Origin of the sequence: Proteus sp. G2673 (assembly GCF_009915125.1) — a bacterium.
GTDB lineage: Bacteria > Pseudomonadota > Gammaproteobacteria > Enterobacterales > Enterobacteriaceae > Proteus > Proteus penneri.
The window spans coordinates 132,979-152,114 of the sequence record NZ_JAABLT010000008.1; the positions used below are offsets into that span (position 1 = coordinate 132,979).

The window sequence follows — 19,136 nt, forward strand, 5'->3', positions numbered from 1 at the left end:
ACAGGCTCCGTAAGGAGCCTGTCAGGAGTTCTACATGCAAAATTCAGAGAACTTGGCCTTTGATGCTCCAAATTTACCGAAAGGCGGTGGTGCAGTCACAGGGTTAACGGGCAATATGGGCGCAGTCGGCCCTGATGGTGCTGCCACTTTTAGCTTACCATTGCCTATTAGTAAAGGTCGTGGTTATGCCCCTTCTTTAAGCTTAACCTATCAAAATCAAGCAGGTAACGGCGCATTTGGGTTTGGTTGGTCTGTCGGTGTGATGTCGATCCGTCGTCGTACTTCAAAAGGCGTACCGACTTATACACAATTAGATGAGTTTGTGGGTGCTAATGGCGAAGTGATTGTGCCGATTATCAATAAGAACGGTGAAGTTGAAATTGCGCAACGGGATGAGTTATTTGGCGTAAAACTTGCTCATCACTATCAAGTAATTACTTATCGCTCTCGTGTTGAGAAAAGCTTTAGTCGTTTTGAGTTTTGGTCATTACATGAGGAGAATGTCCCTGCAAATATCCCTACTCAGTTTTGGGTGATGCTGAATGCAAACGGTGATGCTCATTTGTTCGGCTATGAAATAACAGCACAGATTGTGGATAGCCAAAACCGCGCGCACATTGCGCAATGGAACCTGAATGCGTCTGTTTCTGCAACAGGTGAACAAATTGAATATCATTATCGTGCTGAAGATGAACAGGGGTGTGATCAACAAGAAATTCAATCGCATGTGAATGCCAATACACAACGTTATTTAGAGAAAGTGTATTACGGTAATCCGGTGGGTGAACGTGTTTTTTCTTGTGTCAAATCCGATAATACATTATCGAAAAACGCCCTGTTTGTGCTGGTGTTTGATTACGGTGAACGCAGTAGTGCGTTAGCGACTTATCCTCAATGGCAGAACAATTCAGCATGGGCATTACGTAAAGACTGTTTTTCTCTTTTCCATTACGGTTTTGAAGTACGCACTCGCCGTTTATGCCGCCAAGTGTTGATGTATCACCGTCTTGAAAGCTTGGAAAAACAGGCTGCATTAGCAGAAACTCCAGAGTTAGTTGCTCGATTAACACTGACTTATGACGAGTCGGGATCGGGTTCAATTTTAGTTTCGGCGCAACAATCTGCGTTTAACGATAATAAAGATGCTCAGTCGTTAGTCACATTGCCCCCTGTGAAATTTGATTGGCAAATGCTAGGTGCGACTAAACAAGCACAATGGCAATCATTGGATGAACTGGCTTCTTTTACACCACAACAGCCTTATCAATATGTCGATTTATTGGGTGAAGGGCTTGCAGGTGTGTTGTATCAAGACAGTGGCGCTTGGTGGTATCGCGCCCCCATCAGAAAAGAAGATAAGCAAAACCCAAATGCGGTCACTTGGGACAAAGCGAAAAAACTCCCCATTATTCCATCATTACGAAACTCAGCCATGCTGACGGATGTAACAGGTGATGGAAAACTGGATTGGTTAGTGACACAAGGTCATGCCAATGGTTATTACACTCAGGATGAAACGAAAGCAGAAAGTTGGCTGAATTTTGTGCCACTTGATGCATTACCTGTGGAATATTTTCATCCTAGAGCGGAAATGACTTCATTAACAGGCAGTGGTTTTGCTGATCTCGCCTTAATTGGTCCTCGTAGTATTCGTCTTTATGCTGGCTCTGCTCAAGGTTGGAAAAAAAGCAAAGAGGTGATGCAGGCTGAAGGCGTAACGTTACCCATTAAAAACGTCAATCGTCGTACCTTAGTGGCATTTAGTGATGTGTTGGGTTCAGGTCAGCAACATTTAATTAAAGTGGATTACCAAGGTCTGACATGTTGGGTTCATTTAGGTGAGGGGAAATTCAGTTTACCCATCACTATTCCTGGATTTTCTGCCGATCGCCTTAAATTCAACCCTAATCAACTCTATTTAGCGGATCTCGATGGTAGTGGTACCACTGATATTATTTACGCTCAATCGACCCATTTAGAAGTGTATTTTAACCAAAGTGGGAAACAATTTGTGCGTGGTGATGATATCGCATTACCTAAAGGGATACGTTTTGATAGCCATTGCCAATTACAAGTTGCTGATGTGCAAGGTTTAGGAATTGCCAGTATTTTACTGACAAAATCGTATCCAACACCACAACATTGGGTGCTTTCTTTACAAAATCAAAAACCGTGGTTATTAACATCGATTAATAACAATATGGGTTTGATTCAAACTCTGCACTACCGTAGTTCAGCGCAATATTGGCTGGATGAGAAATTGGCTCGTCAACAACAAAATAAAAAGAAAGCGGTTAGCCATTTACCTTTTGCACTGCATACGCTGTGGAAAATTGAAACTATTGATGAAATTACGCAAAGCCGTTTAACACAAACTTACCACTATCGTCATGGTGTCTGGGATGGTATAGAAAAAGAGTTTCGTGGTTTTGGTTGTGTTGAAATGACCAATGCAGAGTCATTTAAAAGTGAAGAAGATCTGGCAGACAAAACGCCAAGTGCGTTAACTCGACAATGGTTTTTAACAGGAAAATCCGTCGTTGATACCCAAATGCCTGATGAGTTTTGGCAAGGCGACGATGCTGCATTTGCACTGTTTTCTCCTCGATTTACACAAGGTGAAGGCAGCTCAGAAAAAGCCTGTGATGATGCTATTTATCAGGAACATGCCTATTGGTTTGAGCGTGGGTTACAAGGTCAGTTACGCAGAAAAGAAATCTATGGGTTAGATAACGCAGTGGTTGCTGATGTGCCTTATGCTGTCACTGAACAACGACCACAAGTGCGTTTAATTGAAGCGCAAGGGCGCTCGCCAGTCGTGATGCCGTCTACCGTGGAAAGTCGAGTCTATCATTATGAGCGTATTGCTTCTGATCCTGTTTGTCATCAACAGATCACCTTAGAGCAAGACGACTATGGTTTTGTTTCTAAAGCCGTTTCGATTAACTATCCAAGACGCGCTAAGGGGGCGAAAAATCCTTATCAGCATTACGAAAGCCTGCCAGAAACGTTATGGGCATCAAGTTATGACGAACAACAACAGACACTATGTTTGAGTTTATCGCGTCAAACTTGCCATCATCTTGTTCATCCTGAAAAACAGGTTTATCAGCTCGCGATTACTAATGCGAGTCGTCAAGACATTTGGACATTGGGAGCAGAAAAACAGCCGAAAGAAGGATTAAGTGTCGAAGCCTTATTAGCAGCCAATAATTTGCTGACACAAAAAGCAGGATCAGTCTTTGTAGGGCAACAGCAGCTTGCTTATATGGATGCTGAAGGTAAAGCGACATTATCAGAACCTGATTTCCCTGTGCGTTTGGCCTATAGCGAAACGGCGGAATTAGATGAAGAAACAGCAAACGCTATTTCACATCCTTATCCAAATTTAAAACTGGATAACATTATGAAAAATGCAGGTTATCAGCAAAAAGCGTATTTATTTGCTGATGAGTCAGAAAAAGGCAAAACGCTGTGGGTGAAACCATTGTTAGGTATTATCCAATATGGTTCATTAGTACAATTTTATAAGCCTCTGATTTATAAGAAATCTGCATTGTCCTGTGAATATAACTTACTATGGGATAAGCAATTTTGTGCACTCATAGGCAAAGAATCACCCTTAAATACACAAGATTTCCATCTCTCTTACGATTGGCGTTTTTTATCGCCTAATTCGATTACTGATGCCAATCATAATATTCATCAAGTCACTTTTGATGGTTTAGGTCGTGTGACGACGACGCGTTTTTCAGGAACGGAAGACGGCAAACAAAGCGGTTATAGCGATAAAGCGTTTACTATGCCGACAACCATCGATGGTGCTTTAGCATTAACCTCGCCACTGCCGATTGCAACGGGTTTTGTGTATGTGACAGATAGCTGGATGTCAACATCAGCAAAATTACCGCCTCATGCATTGCAAATCATGACAGACCGTTATGACAGTGACTCACTGCAGCAAATTCGCCAGCAAATTGCTTTTAGTGATGGTTTTGGTCGCTTACTGCAAACCTCTATCAGAGTAGAAGCCGGTGAAGCCTTTTTACGTAGCGATAATGCCACACTGAGGGTTGATAAAAATCAGAGAGCGCAACAAAAGAGCACCACGATTCGTTGGGCTATTTCAGGCGAAACAGAATATGACAACAAAGGGAATGTAAAGCGAGTTTATCAACCTTACTTTCTTAATGACTGGCGTTATCTTGCTGATAGTTCAGCTCAGCAAAATCGTTTTGCTGATACTCACTACTATGACGCATTGGGGCGTTTATATCGGGTTATTACTGCCAAAGGTTATCAGCGTAATACCCTTGTGACACCTTGGTTTATTGTGCAGGAAGATGAAAATGACACTTTAACATAAGGTGATGAAATGCGGGTTATTGACTCTTCTCTCTCTAACCCGCTTAACGTAGGAATTTTATTATGCTGGTCGCAATCCCATCTGAAAGTGATGCACTCGCTTGGATGATTATCGGTGGATTTTCAGCCTGGGGAGGTATCGTGAGGTATTTAATGGAAATAAAACAGAAACAAATAAAGTGGTCTTGGTGTGGAATTACAAGCCAAGTGGTTATCTCGGTTTTTACTGGACTATTGGGGGGCTTGTTAAGTTTTGAAAGTGGTGCAAGTCGTTATATGTCTTACATGATTGCAGGACTTTTTGGCTCAATGGGGAGTACAACACTGATTTGGTTGTGGCACCGTATTTTTGGTGTGAACAACCTTAAGGAGCCGAAATGAATACTTATACATTGAGTCAACGAAGCCAAAATAACCTAAAGGATGTACATCAAGATCTTGTCCGCGTTGTCCATTTGGCATTGACATTGAGTAAATATGATTTTGTGGTGATTGAAGGCGTTCGTTCATTAGAACGTCAAAAAGCACTCATAAAAGAGGGCAAAAGCAAAACACTGAATAGTCGCCATTTAACGGGCCATGCAGTTGATATTGTGCCATTAGTAAATGGTGCGATCCCTTGGCAAGATTGGTCTGCATTTGAATCAGTATCAAAAGCCATGAAACAAGCATCTTCCCAATTAGGTGTTTCAATTAATTGGGGGGGAAATTGGGTTTCATTTCGCGATGGGCCCCATTACGAATTATGCCGTGAGTCATACCCATGAATATAAGCACTTTTTTACGTTTGGGGGTTAAGGGTGGGGGAGCGCTCATTGTCGTCGTTACATTGCTAGTTATTCGTTATCAACATAACCAAATAAGTCGACTTTCTGAGCAAAATAGTCAGCTTGAATATCAACAAAGCACGTTGCAATCACAATTAGTGCAATGGCATCAACAAGCCGAAAAAATGTCAGAAACATTAACGCGTCAACAAAAGGAGCAACACTATTTAGAGGAAGAAAATCATGCGATACGCCAAGAGTTACGGCAAATTTTGGCTCAAGCGCCTTGTGCTAATGAGTCTGTGCCTGACGCTGTTATCCAGTTGCAGCAAAACACCCTTAACCGTCGTTAAAGCGCCAGATAAATTTGTACCAACACACTTATTACAGCCCTGTTCCGCGCCGTTTTTTAATGTGCAAGTGTGGGGGGATTATCCTGATTATGTGGCGCGTTTAATGTTGGTATTAGAGAAATGTAATACCGATAAAAAAGCGGTGGCAGAAATATTGGCAACAAAAAGTTAGCTCGGTACCAATGCGCTAGATAATAAAAAACATGCAAACTAAGGAATTATAGAAATATGTTAAATCAACAATTATATACACGAACCCCGACTGTTGTGGTTCATGATAATCGTGGATCATCCATTCGTGAGATTAGTTATTGTCGTCATCCTGATTCACTGGATAAAACCGATGAACGCATTACGCGCCATCAGTATCATGCGCGTGGTTATTTAGAACGCAGCATTGATGCAAGACTGTATGACGCACAACAGTCAGACACCTCTATTCAACCTAATATTCAACAAACCATAAGCTTAGGTGGCGCCATTACTTTATCTCAAGGGGTTGATAATGGGAATAGCTTTAATCTCAATGATATTGAAGGCACGGCTGCACAGCAGATTAATGCCAAAGGAACGGTCACAATCTATAAATATAGTGAGTCTGGGTTTGAACGATATTTAGAGAAAGTAGAAGAAGGAAAATTAGGGAATTCAGACACGAAGGTTATTCAAAAATTTAAATGGGGACAAGGAAACGCGAGTGAGTTAATCGATACCAACCAAGTTGGAAAATGTATTGAACACTTTGATACGGCAGGTAAAAAAACATATGGAAATTATTCTCTCTTGGGGCATGCTATTGCAGAAACGCAACAATTTTATATGGGGAGTGTTATTGACTGGAATTCAAGTCGTGAAGTAAATGACATTCAACAAGCTGAAAAATTTACTACTCAATATACTTATGATGCGACAGGTGCTGTATTAGAAGAAACCGATGCAAAGGGAAATAAACGCCGTATTGCCTATGATATTGCAGGCTTTGTAAAACAAACTTGGTTGACGTTAAAAGGACAATCAGAGCAAGCGATTTTACGTGCTTTAACCTACTCAGCTGCGGGGCAAAAACTGCGTGAAGAGCAGGGTAATGGCTTGGTCACCACTTATGAATATGAGCCAGAAACACAACGTTTATTGCATATTAAAACAGAGCGCCCTCAAGGTCATGCGTTAGGGGCGAAGGTCATGCAAGATCTGCGTTATGAGTATGATCCGGTGGGCAACATTATTTGTTTGAAAAATGATGCAGAAGCAACGCGTTATTGGCGCAATCAGAAAGTGGTGCCTGAAAATCGCTATATTTATGATTCACTGTATCAATTGGTCAGTGCAACAGGGCGTGAATCCGCCAATCAACAAACGCCTGCTTCAATGCAATCTCAGCCAATTACTACGTTAGTGAAAGATGCACAAAGCTATACTAATTACACCCGCTTATACGCTTATGACAGAAGCGGTAATTTAACGCAAATTCGCCATCACTCAGCTATTGCGCAACAAAGTTTTACTCAAGATATTACCGTTTCAAATAAAACCAATCGCGCCTTATTAAAGTCACAATGTTCAGATCCAAAAAACGTGGATAGCTATTTTGATGAGAGTGGTAATTTAACCCAACTTCTTAATGGGGATGCCATTATTTGGGATAACCGTAATCATCTGAAAGCCACCAAAGAGATAATGGAAAGTGGGCATTTGTCTGAGGGCGAAACCTATCAATATAACAGTGCGAGCCAACGTATGACGAAAATACGCGGGCGCAAAGTTGCTGACGGTGATTTAGAAAAAGTCACTACGCACTATTTACCGAATATTGAACAATGGGAGGTGAGTGCAAGTGCTATTACAGAGAAATATGCTGTCGTTCAAATTAACGCGGGTATCAGTGCAAAAGTCAGGGCATTGTGTTGGGAGATTGGCTCACCGAAAGAAATTGAAAATAACTCACTGCGTTATAGCTATGATGATGGTATTGGCAACAGCGGATTAGAAACGGACGGTCAAGGGAAATTAGTCAGTTATGAGGAATATTACCCTTATGGGGGTACAGCCATTTGGTCCAGCGAAAATGCGGTAGAGGCGGATTACAAAACCATTCGTTATTCAGGGAAAGAAAAAGATTCTACAGGAATGTATTACTACGGTTACCGTTATTATCAGCCGTGGATTGGTCGTTGGTTAAGTGCCGACCCCGCCGGTACGATTGATGGGCTAAATTTATACCGAATGGTACGTAATAACCCAGTGACTCTTCATGATCCTGATGGGCGAATGCCAACTATTGACTCCATACCAAATGGCACACCTTTGACAGAAATATTTCAAAGGGGAGATATTCTTTATGGCTTAGATAAGCCTCGAGAGAAATCTTTATCTGCGTTGAGCTCTTCCGGCTTTAAAAGAATAGAAGCGATTGAACCACCATCTACTAAAAATATTTTGAAATTCATTAGACAATCTTTCCGGAAGGTGAAAGAGAAAACTAATATTATCATTCAAAATGATATCACTAATGCTGTCTGGGATGTTAGCAAGCCTAAGGAGTATTCTGATAACAAAATGATAAAAAAACAGTTAAACGATCCTGAGCGAGCCATTCAATTCAGACAATTTATTTCTTCTCATGAGAAATACAATGTCATAGATCAGGATGAGGCGACTAAACTTATATCAGAACCATGGAAAGCAATGCAATTTGGGGTTCCTTTATGGAAAAAGACCAGTAAAGCCGGGCTGGAGTTTCAGCTGCTAGTCAGAAAAAAACCGCTTCATTTTATGACCGATCTCATTGGAGATGATATTGGTGTGGTTATATCAAAAGAAGGACACGGGGCGAGTATAACATCCAGTGAACTTCGTTGGTTATACCGACATAGAGACCTTCCCGAAGTTCGCTCCAACCTGATATTTTACCGTGATGGTAAAAAAATATCTCATGAGGAAATTTTTGGAAAAAGTGAGTGGTCGAATTACCATCCCAAAAATCAATATAATAGAATGGAGAACAAACTATCGTCACATTTAAACGAGAAAGCCTAGACGTCAAGTGATTCAAGATAAACTGAAAGATAGGTTATATTGATTTTCAAATACAAATTGCCGATTTGAATCGTTCGGCAATATCTCAAGGAGATTTTCGTATTTTTTGAGTAAACCCAAAACATACAACTCAGTGAGACAGTTTTCTTGTCTCATTTGGGTTGTTTTTACTTCATACCGATAATTTGAATCTTTTTAATAAAAGATAAAATAAAGTATTAAAAATAAATTTATTTATTGTTTTTATTATTAATAGTCATTTAATAAATATTAAATGACTGTTTTAGTTCCATTTTAATATTAAATTAAATATCGATATCGCTCACAAATATAAATAAATGAATATTTAATTATCTTTTTTTGACTAGTATATATTGTGATTGATGCAATCATTATATTTAAAAATACTTATTAATAATTATGAGGCTTTATTATGAAGAAAAATAAACTTATGGTATTTACTGCGACGTTATTATTATCATCAGCGGGTTTTATTTCAACAGCGTCAGCTGATGTAACGCTAAAACATGGCTATATTGATGTGCCACCTAGCAGAGCTTTTCTTTGTTCATCAAAAGGAAACAATTTAAATAAAAACTGTGGTTCAATACAGTATGAACCTCAATCAATTGAAGGGCCTAACAAATTTCCTCAAGAAGGGCCTGTTGATGGTAAAATTGCCAGTGGTGGAAATGCGGCATTTTCTGAGTTAAATGAACAAAGTGCTGATCGCTGGCATAAAGTAGCAATGAAAAGTGGAGAGAATACATTTAAATGGACATTAACTGCGAAGCACAGCACAAAATCATGGCGGTTTTTTATTACTAAACCAGGGTGGGATGTTAATAAACCGCTGACTCGTGATGATTTTGATTTAACACCATTCTGCCAACAAAATGATAATGGTGAAATACCAAAAGAAACCGTAGAGATAAATTGTAATATACCAGAGCGTTCAGGTTATCAGGTTATTTTAGGTGTCTGGGATATCGCCGATACAAAGAATGCATTTTATCAAGTTATTGATGCAGAATTTAAAAACTAATCTATTTAATTTAAAATCTAAGTTTAGATTAGTTTTTTATTTATTAAATAAAAATAACGGTTATTTATTGTTGATATTTAATCAATAGCGCCTTTTCATGGGCGCTATTTTCATTAAATTGACTAGAAATCGACCGCTTACAATGTTATTTTCTATGTTATACCTATAATTATTTAGCTTAAAACCAACATCATTGAGGTGCGATTATGGAAATCTATTTAGATACCGCGGATATCGAAGAAGTCAGAAAACTCTCTCAAGTTCTTCCTATTGCAGGTGTCACCACCAATCCTTCCATTATTGCTAAATCGGCACAAAATATCGAAACCCTGTTACCTGAATTAAAAGCGGCAATGGGTGGTAAAGGGCGCGTATTTGCACAAGTGATTGCCAGTGATGTCGATACTATGATTGAAGAAGCGCTACGTATTGGCAATATTGCTGATAATACGGTGATTAAAATTCCAGTTACTGAAGCGGGTTTGGTCGCCATTAAACAATTAAAACAAAAAAATATGTTGGTATTAGGCACGGCAATTTACAGTGTCTCACAAGGTTTAATGGCAGCATTAGCAGGGGCAGATTATATTGCTCCTTATGTACATAGAATGGATAGGCAAGGCTCTGATGGGGTAAGAGTGGTTAAAGAGTTACAAACTTTGATCACCATGCATAATTTACCGACCAAAATCCTCGCCGCGAGTTTTAAAACGCCACGCCAAGTGGTCGATTGTTTATTAGCTGGCGCTTCTTCGGTGACATTACCGATTGAGCTTGCTTACTCCATTATTCGCTCACCGGTTGTCGATGATGCAGTAAATAGATTTTCGGATGATTGGCAAACAGCATTCGAACGTCGTTTTTTATAATCAAATTAATAATATGAGATTAAGTGCTATAGCGCTATATAGCACTTAATTTATCAAATTTGGTATATGGAGTTATTAATCTTCATTTTTACTAATGTATTAATAACTAGGTTAATATAGCTTAAAATAAACGAATATTGATTTACATCTAATAATAAGCCACCTTTCTGGCAATCTAAATTCAGATCTATTACTATAATGTTAGTCTATAAATGGATTATTAATATAATCTATGTTTTTTATTTTGTTATTATAAATAAGTTATATATCAATCCATTATATTTTGTTTGTTACGATTTTTTTATATTTTTTAAATTTAATTGTTTTTTTGTTTTTACTCAGTTTAATTGTTATTACTTTGGTTTTAATAACAAAATAATAAATTGTGACGGGCGTGTTAATTAAAGAGTTTGGTTGTTAAAAAACTAATATTATATTAATGGGGTAGTTAAATTACCTAATTAACAGGGAAAACCGATACTCCGCGGTGCAATGATAATTAACATATTCAGTTATTATCTTTATTTAGCGATAAATAAAACTTTATTTGTGATACTGGAGTAAATATGTGTGAAGAATACATGAATAAGCCACTCTATCTGTCTATTGCTGATTGGGTTCAAGAGCAAGAGCGTTGGGTAAGTGCAAAAGAGATCGCGAAAAAATTCGATATCCCTCAATGCAATGCGATTAATATCGTTTCTTACATTCTTTCTGATGTAAAAGAAATTGAGTGTGAAACAAAAAGTGTTCCTAATCAGCTTGAAGGCCGAGGTTGCCAATGCCAACGAATGATCAAAGTCAGTCATATCGATCCTCAGCTTTATTCACGCTTAAAAGGTCATGTACAAGGCAAAAGTAGTCAAAGCTCACCTGAAAAATTAGCCAGCATGATCCCTCATGGATTAAACCATGAGCAAAAATGGCAATGGATGTTGTCAAAATCACAGCGACGCTAATAGATCATGTTTGATCTAACGATAAAGAGAGTACGACAGGCGCTATGGCACCTGTCGCTACTTGTTACTGACCTTTCGGTTTAACGTCTGTTATCCCACGTAAACGCGGACGATTAGGTTCAGGAGTAGTTAATGGCGTGGTTTCAACTAAGCTTTGACGACAACGTACCGCTAAATCTTGGTATTCACGAGTGTTCATCCGTTTCCATTCCATATCTTGGTCGGTAATATCACGGAAATGTTTGGCTGGGCTGCCCATTAACATTTGGCGAGGTTGTCCTTGAAAACCCGCTTTTACAAAGCTCATTGCAGCGACAATGCTTTCGTCACCAATCACTGCACCATCCATAATGACGCTATTCATGCCGATTAGGCTATCACGCCCGATAATACAACTATGAAGAATGGCACCGTGCCCAATATGTCCATTTTCTCTAACAATGGTATCCATATCGGTATAACCGTGCATGATACAACCGTCTTGAAGGTTGGCACCTGCTTCAACAATCAAGCGCCCATAATCCCCTCTGAGTGAAGCGAGCGGGCCGATATAAACACCTGCACCAATCATCACATCGCCAATTAATACGGCTGAAGGGTGAATATAGGCCGTTGGATGTACCACAGGAACAAGGCCTTCAAACGCGTAGATACTCATCCGTTTTCCTCTTTGTTGTATTATCGAAACACTAGATCATTACCGACCTTTCCATTCAGGTGCACGTTTCTCCGCAAAGGCAAGTGGCCCTTCTGTGGCATCTTCTGAATGGAGAACACTTGGATAATGTTTTAATACACCACTGCGCATTAATTTGTAGCCATCTTCAATGGAAAGTTCGCTGGTAGCGCGATAAATTTCTTTTAAAGCAGCCACAGCTAGTGGTGCGCTATTAGCGATTTGATCAGCCAGCTCGCGAGCGCTATCCATTAATTCAGCGCCACTGACAACACGATTTGCAATGCCCCAACGTAATGCTTCGTCCGCATTCATGCGACGGCCGGTCATTAGCATTTCATTGACGATAGCAGGGGGTAAACGTTTAGGTAAACGCAATACGCCACCACTGTCAGGCACAATGCCTAGTTGTGCTTCAGGTAACGCAAAAGAAGCATTGTCTGAGCAGACCATCATGTCGGCAGCGAGTGCTAATTCAAATCCACCACCAAAAGCATAGCCGTTAACTGCAGCAATAACAGGTTTATCTAGATTGAAAAGCTCGGTTAAACCCGCAAAACCACCCGCACCGAAATCAGCGTCAGGGGCTTCACCTTCAGCCGCCGCTTTTAAATCCCAGCCTGCGGAGAAAAAGCGTTCACCTGCACCTGTAATAATCGCGACACGTAAGTTCGGATCATCACGAAAACGCAGGAAAACTTCGCCCATTTCATGGCTGGTTTTCGCATCAATAGCATTGGCTTTGGGTCTATCTAATACAATTTCAAGTACAGAACCACGAGTTGTTAGGTGTAATGACTGGCTCATGTTGTATTCCTTTTCGTCATCAAAAATAAGCATTTATGATTGAGGTTATTAATTTGTGGTTAAACTTACCTATGCCTTATTTCAAATGCTTTTTAATCACTTTTCCTGAGCAATTACGAGGCAAGCCATCTCTAAATTCAACTTCAGAGGGGATTTTAAACTTCGCCATATTTTGCTCACAGAAATGGAAGAACTCTTCTTCACTCAAGGTCTCATTTTCAACCAGTACCACAAAAGCTTTAATCGCTTCATCACGAATATTGTCAGGTACACCAATTACCGCCACATCTTGAATTTTAGGATGCGAAGAAATGATGTTTTCAATCTCAACACAAGAGACATTCTCGCCACCGCGTTTGATCATATTGCAACTGCGATCAACGAAATAAAAAAAACCTTCATCGTCACGGTAACCATAATCACCAGTATGTAACCAACCTTCTGGCTCTAGTGCTTTTGCTGTAGCATCGGGTCGGTTGTAATACTCTTTGAATAAGGTTTTTCCAGGCTCGCCTTTTACACAAATTTCGCCTACAACCCCATCAGGGACTTCGTTGTTTTGTTTGTCTCTGATTTGGGCTTGATAGCAAAAACCGGGTCTACCAATGGAGGGCCAACGGCGTTTATCGCCAGGTCTATCACCGATTAAACCCACTATAGTTTCTGTCATGCCGTAAGAGGTGAGTAATCGCACGTTAAAGCGCTCAATGAAAGCGTCTTTTTCTTCATCTGCGAGATTGAGATAGAACATCACTTCGCGTAATTTGTGTTGTTTTTCTTCTGATGAAACAGGTTGTGTCATTAAAGTTCTCATCATCATGGGGATGCATTCTGTTACGGTTGCTTGATACTTAAGGATCTGTTTCCAAAAGGCTCTAGCACTGTACTTTTCGAGTAAAACAAAGGTGGCGCCCACAGAAAAGGCAGGCAGTGATGCCGTACATTGGCAATCAATATGAAATGCAGGCATAACGGTAAGAAAAATATCGTCTTCTCGTAATGCGTTTTGCCATGATGAGTAATAACCCGCAAAGCGTAAGTTATAGTGAGTGATAACGACGCCTTTGGGTTGAGAGGTCGTTCCTGAGGTAAAAAGAATTTCAGCAGTGTCATCCACACTTAATGGGGTGTGATGATTAAGCGTAACAGGGTGCTTGGCTTTCTCTTTTAGAAAATCAATAACCCCTTTCTCAGTAGGAAACGTGTTTTCTGTTATTAAAAACAACTGAGTTAAAGGATTTTGTTCATCCTGCAACATAGGTTGATAAATAGGATAGAAATTATCGCGTGTTACCACGTAATGAGCTTGGCAATGATTGATTATCCATGCGCTCTCTTCATACATAAAGCGCGCATTAATGGGCACCATAACAGCGCCTATTTTTGCTAACCCAAACCAGCAAAAGAAAAATTCAGGACAGTTATCAAGATGTAAGGCAACGTGATCGCCTTTTTTTATGCCACCAGCATGGAAAAGATTCGCGGTTCTATTTATCTCTTCATTTAATTCACTGTAGCTAAATTGTCTCACGTGTCCTTGTGCGGATTCAAAAATTAGCGCTGTTTTTGTGCCATAAACCTCTGCCAAATCATCCCACATTTGACGTAAGTTTTGTTTGCCAATCACATCCATTAAACTATTACCCTATTCTTTCGCTGTAAATTCAGACGTGTTTTATGTCTATACAGCGCCTGAATTTTACAGTGTTACTTTACAATTTTAGCCAGTCCCTTATCGACCAGCCCCCTGATTTGTTCGTCGCTATAACCGATATTTTTCAAAATTGCGTCAGTGTCCATGCCGTGAGATGGCATTCCACGCCAGATTTTTCCTGGGTTATTTTTAAATTTCGGCATCACATTTGGCCCTTTGCAGGTTTCGCCATTCATGGTTTGCCATTCGGTGATCGATTCACGCGCGATATATTGCGGATTGTCTTCAAGCTCAGGAATAGTCAGTACTTTGGCACTGGCAATATTAAGCTCTGAAAGTCGTTTAAGAACCTCAGTGATCGGTTGTTTTGCTAACCATTCGTCTAACTTGTCTTCAAATAATTGACCATGAGGGCAATTAATACGGTGAATAAGTTGAGTACCTTCTGGCACTTCAGGTGTACCTAAAAGATAAGCAAGGCCGATATCTTTGAAAATTTCTTCAATTTGAGTGATACCGACAACTTCCATCACGATAAAACCATCTTGGCAACGGTAAAGCCCACAGCCTGCGTAGTACGGATCTTTCCCTTTGGTCATTCGAGGGCAGATTTCACCACCATTGAAATAATCCATCATGAAGTATTGCCCCATACGCAACATCACTTCATACATAGCAATATCAATACTTTCGCCTTTGCCTGTCTGTTGGACTTTATACAGTGCAGCTAATGCGGATGTGGTTGCTGTCATCCCTGAGAAATAGTCTGCGGTATAAGGGAAGGCTGGCATCGGCTGATCTTTGTCACCGTTTTGGATCAGGTAACCACTAAAGGCCTGAGCGATGGTGTTATAAGCGGGTAGGTTGGTATATTGCGGATCGCCGTATTGACCAAAACCCGATAAATGCGCAATAACCAATTTAGGATTATGCTCCCACAATACTTCATCAGTAATGCCACGGCGTGCAAAGGCAGGGCCTTTACTGGCTTCGATAAAGATGTCGGTTGTTTCCATTAATTTTAAGAACGCATCACGACCTTCGTCTTTAAAGATATTTAACGATAGCGCATGAAGATTGCGTCGGGAAAGTTGGGGATAGTGAGGTTGAACGCGAATGGTGTCAGCCCATGCAACGTTTTCAATCCAAATCACTTCAGCACCCCATTCTGCAAACATTTGTCCTGCAAATGGCCCTGCAATTTCAATTCCTGAAAACACAACACGAACCCCTGAAAGTGGGCCGAATTGTGGCATTGGTAAATGTTCTGTCATAGCGTCACCTCGTAAGTGGTTTAGTGAATACTCTCTCACCTAATCATGAGAGAGTTTTCGTGATTAATTAGCGATACTGTTTAAGTACTGAACGTCCTAATGTCAGGATCTGCATTTCATCAGAACCACCAGATACACGGTCAACACGAAGGTCACGCCAGAAACGAGAAATACGGTGCTCGCCAGCAATACCGACACCACCAAGCACTTGCATTGCACTATCAACTACTTCAAACGCGGCATTTGCACAGAAGTATTTACACATAGCCGCATCACCAGAAGTGATTAAGTTGTTGTCACTCTTCCATGCAGTTTCATATAACATGTTGCGCATTGAATTGAGTTTGATCGCCATATGTGCGAATTTTTCTTGAATTAATTGGAAACGGCCGATAGCTTCGCCAAATTGCACACGCTGGTTGGCATAACGAGCGGCATCTTCGAATGCACACATTGCTGTACCGTAGTTAGTGAGAGCCACTAAGAAACGTTCGTGATCGAACTCTTCTTTCACACGGTTAAAGCCGTTACCTTCACGGCCAAACATGTCTTTTTCTTCAAGTTCAACGTTATCGAAAGTAATTTCACAGCAGCTATCCATGCGTAAACCCAGTTTTTCTAACTTGTTGACTTTGATGCCCGGCTTACTCATATCCACAAACCATTCAGTAAAGATAGGTTTATCTGGAGATGCTGAGTCACGACTCATCACAACAATGTAAGGGGTATAGGCACTACTGGTGATAAAGCATTTGCTACCGTTGAGGTAAACTTTGCCATTTTTACGGGTATACGTGGTTTGTAAGCTACCAACGTCGGAGCCTGCACCGGGTTCAGTGATAGCCGAGTTCCACATCTGTTTACCTGTACCACGAAATGCCATGATTTTATCAATTTGCTCTTGAGTCCCTTCACGTAAGACGGTGTTAAAGCCACCTGGTAATTGATAAAGCACGTAAGTTGGCGCACCTAAACGACCTAATTCCATCCAGATTGCAGCAACAGTAACAAAACCTGCATTTAAGCCGCCGTGCTCTTCAGGGATAAGCAGATTGTCGATTTCCATATCCGCTAAGGCTTTGACAAAACGTTCTGGGTATTTACTTTCGCGATCACACTCAGCGAAATAAGCTTCCCAGTTTTCACTGGCCATTAATTCGCGGACACCGTCAACAAACAGTTCCTGCTCATCATTCAATCTAAAATCCATGTTAATAACCTCTTAATATGTCATTCTTTGCGTATAGCGGATCAGTCTTTCCAATGTACTTTTGCATCTTTAATAAAGGACAAGGTGACCATGATATTGACGAAAAATAGTGGGCATCCTCCGGCGATAATGGCGGTTTGAATAGGTTTTAAACCCCCAAGTGCTAATAGGATGATGCCGATAATACCGACCAGCACAGACCAGCCGATACGCACTAATAAAGGTGGCTCAGAGCCTTCTTTCATAGAGCGACAAGTGGACATTGCTAGTGTGTAAGAGCAGGCGTTAATTAAGGTGACAGTGGCAATAAAGCAGAGAATAAAGAAGCCCCACATTGTCGCTGTACTCAGTGGTAATGCCGCCCATGTTTCGATAATGGCGCGTGGAACACCATATTGCTCAATCAGTTGTGGAATATTGAGAATATTTTGGTCAATCAGTTGTAAGGTGTTACCACCAAGGATTGTCCAAATTAACCAAGTTCCTGCGGTTAAGCCTGCAACCATTCCTAAACACAGTTCACGAACAGTACGGCCTTTAGAGATACGTGCTAAGAAGATACTCATTTGGATGGCGTAAATAACCCACCATGCCCAATAGAAGACAGTCCAGCCTTGAGGGAATCCACCTTTACCGATAGGGTCTGTATAGAACAGCATACGAGGCATATACATCAACAATGTACCGACAGAATCGGTAAAATAATTGACGATAAAGCTCGCACCACCAACGATAAACACCCAACCCAACATTAAGAAACTCAGGTAAGTACGCACATCACTGGCGATCTTCACCCCTTTTTGCAGACCAAATGCCACGCAAATTGCGTTTAATAAGATCCAGCAAGAGATAATGATGGCATCTAATTGTAGGGTATGAGGAATACCAAATAAGTATTGAATACACTCAGTGACAAGCGGTGTGGCTAACCCAAGACTTGTCCCCATGGCTAAAATTAAGGCGACTAAGTAGAAATTATCAACAATAGTACCGAATAAGCCATTAACGTGTTTTTCACCTACCAATGGGGTTAAGGTACTACTTGGACGGATAACTTCCATTTTGCGAACAAAGAAGAAGTAAGCGAATGCAACAGAAAGAAAACTATACGTTGCCCAAGGTAGAGGACCCCAGTGGAACAAGCTATAAGCAAGGCCAATTTCTTTAGCTTGAGTCGAATAACCTTCCATCCCAAAAGGTGGGCTTGAAATGTAGTAGTATATTTCAATCGAACCCCAGAAAAGGACGGCAGCAGAAGTACAAGACGCAAACATCATAAAGATCCAGCTTGCGGTACTAAATTCAGGTTTGTCTTCCCCTAGACGTTTATTGGCATAACGACCGAAGACCAACCAAAACCAACCCCCGAACATGATAACCATGTACCATTCAAAGGCCCAACCCCAGACATTGGTAACATAGCTGAATACGGCATTAATCACTTCATTTGAAGCATCAAGATCGCGAACCGTTAACCAACATAAAATACCAACAATGATTAATGGCGGAAAAAAAACCTTCGGTTCTATTCCTGCCTTTTTATTATCTTTGCTCATAGGTAAATTTTCCAAATATATTTAGCGCAGAAGTTTAAGTAGTGTTAATTCCTAATAACTAATAAAACAGTTAAGTTTATTTATGAATATTTTGTCTATTGGTGATTCATCATAATAGAAAAATAAAGTCATTGGCTAATTCACAAATTCATTAATGATGAAGAATAATGGATATTATAAGAAATCTATTCTGTTATTCACTTCACACTATTCTTTTTGTCGATTTTATGTTACGGTTTATAACGTTTTGTTTTCATTATAACTTATTGATAATTATTGATATTGCATTATATGTAATCGGCTTGTTATATTCCGTCTTTCAATATTGTTGATCTGAGTGGCAATATTGAATGTTAAATACCGTTATATTTATTATGTTCAATATTGTTGATCGAAGTAGCAATATTGAAAGTTGAACACTTCAATTAAAACTAATTTCAATATTGGTGATGTATTTAGCAATATTGAACGCTATCTCTTCTTTATTTAATAATGTTCAATATTGGTGACCTAGGTTTAATTTTTTAATCACTTAATTATGTTAATTCTATATTACATTGCCAGA

Annotated in this window: 15 protein-coding genes; 9 read left to right on the plus strand and 6 right to left on the minus strand. The window is 40.1% G+C overall.

The genetic code is table 11. The features are described 5' to 3' along the window. The first annotated feature begins 34 nt into the window (after nt 1-34). The 9 genes from GWI59_RS04640 (at nt 35) to caiF (ending at nt 11,394) form a co-directional block, all read left to right on the plus strand. On the plus strand, nt 35-4,366 hold the full coding sequence (locus GWI59_RS04640; protein ID WP_161724105.1) for a SpvB/TcaC N-terminal domain-containing protein: 4,332 nt from the start codon (nt 35-37) through the stop codon (nt 4,364-4,366). Between the two features lie 62 nt (nt 4,367-4,428). Further along, the gene (locus tag GWI59_RS04645; protein WP_072064415.1) at nt 4,429-4,746 is read left to right on the plus strand and encodes a phage holin family protein; all 318 of its coding nucleotides are present in this window, start codon (nt 4,429-4,431) and stop codon (nt 4,744-4,746) included. Continuing rightward, a complete protein-coding gene (locus tag GWI59_RS04650) occupies nt 4,743-5,132 on the plus strand; it encodes a M15 family metallopeptidase (RefSeq protein WP_161670883.1) in 390 nt (129 codons plus the stop codon). Before GWI59_RS04645 ends, GWI59_RS04650 begins: the two co-directional genes overlap by 4 nt. Beyond that, nucleotides 5,129-5,485 carry a DUF2570 domain-containing protein gene (locus tag GWI59_RS04655; RefSeq protein ID WP_072064413.1) on the plus strand — a complete coding sequence of 119 codons (357 nt, stop codon included), beginning with the start codon at nt 5,129-5,131 and terminating at the stop codon, nt 5,483-5,485. Before GWI59_RS04650 ends, GWI59_RS04655 begins: the two co-directional genes overlap by 4 nt. Continuing rightward, nucleotides 5,427-5,657, plus strand: a complete 231-nt coding sequence (lysC, locus tag GWI59_RS17660) for an Rz1-like lysis system protein LysC (RefSeq protein ID WP_006536220.1) — start codon at nt 5,427-5,429, stop codon at nt 5,655-5,657. Before GWI59_RS04655 ends, lysC begins: the two co-directional genes overlap by 59 nt. A gap of 56 nt (nt 5,658-5,713) precedes the next feature. After that, on the plus strand, nt 5,714-8,521 hold the full coding sequence (locus GWI59_RS04660) for an RHS repeat-associated core domain-containing protein (RefSeq protein ID WP_161724107.1): 2,808 nt from the start codon (nt 5,714-5,716) through the stop codon (nt 8,519-8,521). Between the two features lie 433 nt (nt 8,522-8,954). After that, a complete protein-coding gene (locus GWI59_RS04665) occupies nt 8,955-9,566 on the plus strand; it encodes a lytic polysaccharide monooxygenase (RefSeq protein WP_006536210.1) in 612 nt (203 codons plus the stop codon). A gap of 206 nt (nt 9,567-9,772) precedes the next feature. Beyond that, nucleotides 9,773-10,435 carry a fructose-6-phosphate aldolase gene (fsa, locus tag GWI59_RS04670; protein WP_006536209.1) on the plus strand — a complete coding sequence of 221 codons (663 nt, stop codon included), beginning with the start codon at nt 9,773-9,775 and terminating at the stop codon, nt 10,433-10,435. A gap of 566 nt (nt 10,436-11,001) precedes the next feature. Continuing rightward, nucleotides 11,002-11,394, plus strand: a complete 393-nt coding sequence (caiF, locus tag GWI59_RS04675) for a carnitine metabolism transcriptional regulator CaiF (protein WP_072064411.1) — start codon at nt 11,002-11,004, stop codon at nt 11,392-11,394. Between the two features lie 64 nt (nt 11,395-11,458). On the opposite strand, the gene caiE is transcribed toward caiF, so the two are convergent. The 6 genes from caiE to caiT form a co-directional block, all read right to left on the minus strand. Continuing rightward, nucleotides 11,459-12,052 carry a carnitine operon protein CaiE gene (gene caiE / locus GWI59_RS04680; RefSeq protein WP_006536206.1) on the minus strand — a complete coding sequence of 198 codons (594 nt, stop codon included), beginning with the start codon at nt 12,050-12,052 and terminating at the stop codon, nt 11,459-11,461. A 39-nt stretch (nt 12,053-12,091) separates the two neighbouring features. Then, entirely contained in the window at nt 12,092-12,877 is a 786-nt protein-coding gene (gene caiD / locus GWI59_RS04685) for a crotonobetainyl-CoA hydratase (RefSeq protein ID WP_109848187.1), read from the minus strand. A 76-nt stretch (nt 12,878-12,953) separates the two neighbouring features. Further along, nucleotides 12,954-14,510 (minus strand): crotonobetaine/carnitine-CoA ligase, encoded by a 1,557-nt coding sequence (gene caiC / locus GWI59_RS04690; RefSeq protein WP_115065634.1) that lies wholly within the window; start codon nt 14,508-14,510, stop codon nt 12,954-12,956. Nucleotides 14,511-14,584: 74 nt separating this feature from the next. Continuing rightward, entirely contained in the window at nt 14,585-15,805 is a 1,221-nt protein-coding gene (gene caiB / locus GWI59_RS04695) for an L-carnitine CoA-transferase (protein WP_006536201.1), read from the minus strand. 67 nt (nt 15,806-15,872) lie between these two features. Continuing rightward, the gene (gene caiA / locus GWI59_RS04700; RefSeq protein WP_006536200.1) at nt 15,873-17,015 is read right to left on the minus strand and encodes a crotonobetainyl-CoA dehydrogenase; all 1,143 of its coding nucleotides are present in this window, start codon (nt 17,013-17,015) and stop codon (nt 15,873-15,875) included. Nucleotides 17,016-17,056: 41 nt separating this feature from the next. Further along, nucleotides 17,057-18,571 carry an L-carnitine/gamma-butyrobetaine antiporter gene (gene caiT / locus GWI59_RS04705; protein ID WP_006536199.1) on the minus strand — a complete coding sequence of 505 codons (1,515 nt, stop codon included), beginning with the start codon at nt 18,569-18,571 and terminating at the stop codon, nt 17,057-17,059. Nucleotides 18,572-19,136 lie beyond the last annotated feature (565 nt).

Bases quoted from the DNA above. Each gene is read 5' to 3' on its own strand.
- GWI59_RS04655 (WP_072064413.1), top strand. From the start codon at position 5,129: ATGAATATAAGCACTTTTTTACGTTTGGGGGTTAAGGGTGGGGGAGCG.
- GWI59_RS04660 (WP_161724107.1), top strand. From the start codon at position 5,714: ATGTTAAATCAACAATTATATACACGAACCCCGACTGTTGTGGTTCAT.
- GWI59_RS04665 (WP_006536210.1), top strand. From the start codon at position 8,955: ATGAAGAAAAATAAACTTATGGTATTTACTGCGACGTTATTATTATCA.
- caiC (WP_115065634.1), bottom strand. From the start codon at position 14,510: ATGGATGTGATTGGCAAACAAAACTTACGTCAAATGTGGGATGATTTG.
- lysC (WP_006536220.1), top strand. From the start codon at position 5,427: ATGAGTCTGTGCCTGACGCTGTTATCCAGTTGCAGCAAAACACCCTTA.
- caiT (WP_006536199.1), bottom strand. From the start codon at position 18,571: ATGAGCAAAGATAATAAAAAGGCAGGAATAGAACCGAAGGTTTTTTTT.
- GWI59_RS04640 (WP_161724105.1), top strand. From the start codon at position 35: ATGCAAAATTCAGAGAACTTGGCCTTTGATGCTCCAAATTTACCGAAA.
- GWI59_RS04650 (WP_161670883.1), top strand. From the start codon at position 4,743: ATGAATACTTATACATTGAGTCAACGAAGCCAAAATAACCTAAAGGAT.
- caiF (WP_072064411.1), top strand. From the start codon at position 11,002: ATGTGTGAAGAATACATGAATAAGCCACTCTATCTGTCTATTGCTGAT.
- caiD (WP_109848187.1), bottom strand. From the start codon at position 12,877: ATGAGCCAGTCATTACACCTAACAACTCGTGGTTCTGTACTTGAAATT.
- GWI59_RS04645 (WP_072064415.1), top strand. From the start codon at position 4,429: ATGCTGGTCGCAATCCCATCTGAAAGTGATGCACTCGCTTGGATGATT.
- caiE (WP_006536206.1), bottom strand. From the start codon at position 12,052: ATGAGTATCTACGCGTTTGAAGGCCTTGTTCCTGTGGTACATCCAACG.
- fsa (WP_006536209.1), top strand. From the start codon at position 9,773: ATGGAAATCTATTTAGATACCGCGGATATCGAAGAAGTCAGAAAACTC.
- caiA (WP_006536200.1), bottom strand. From the start codon at position 17,015: ATGGATTTTAGATTGAATGATGAGCAGGAACTGTTTGTTGACGGTGTC.
- caiB (WP_006536201.1), bottom strand. From the start codon at position 15,805: ATGACAGAACATTTACCAATGCCACAATTCGGCCCACTTTCAGGGGTT.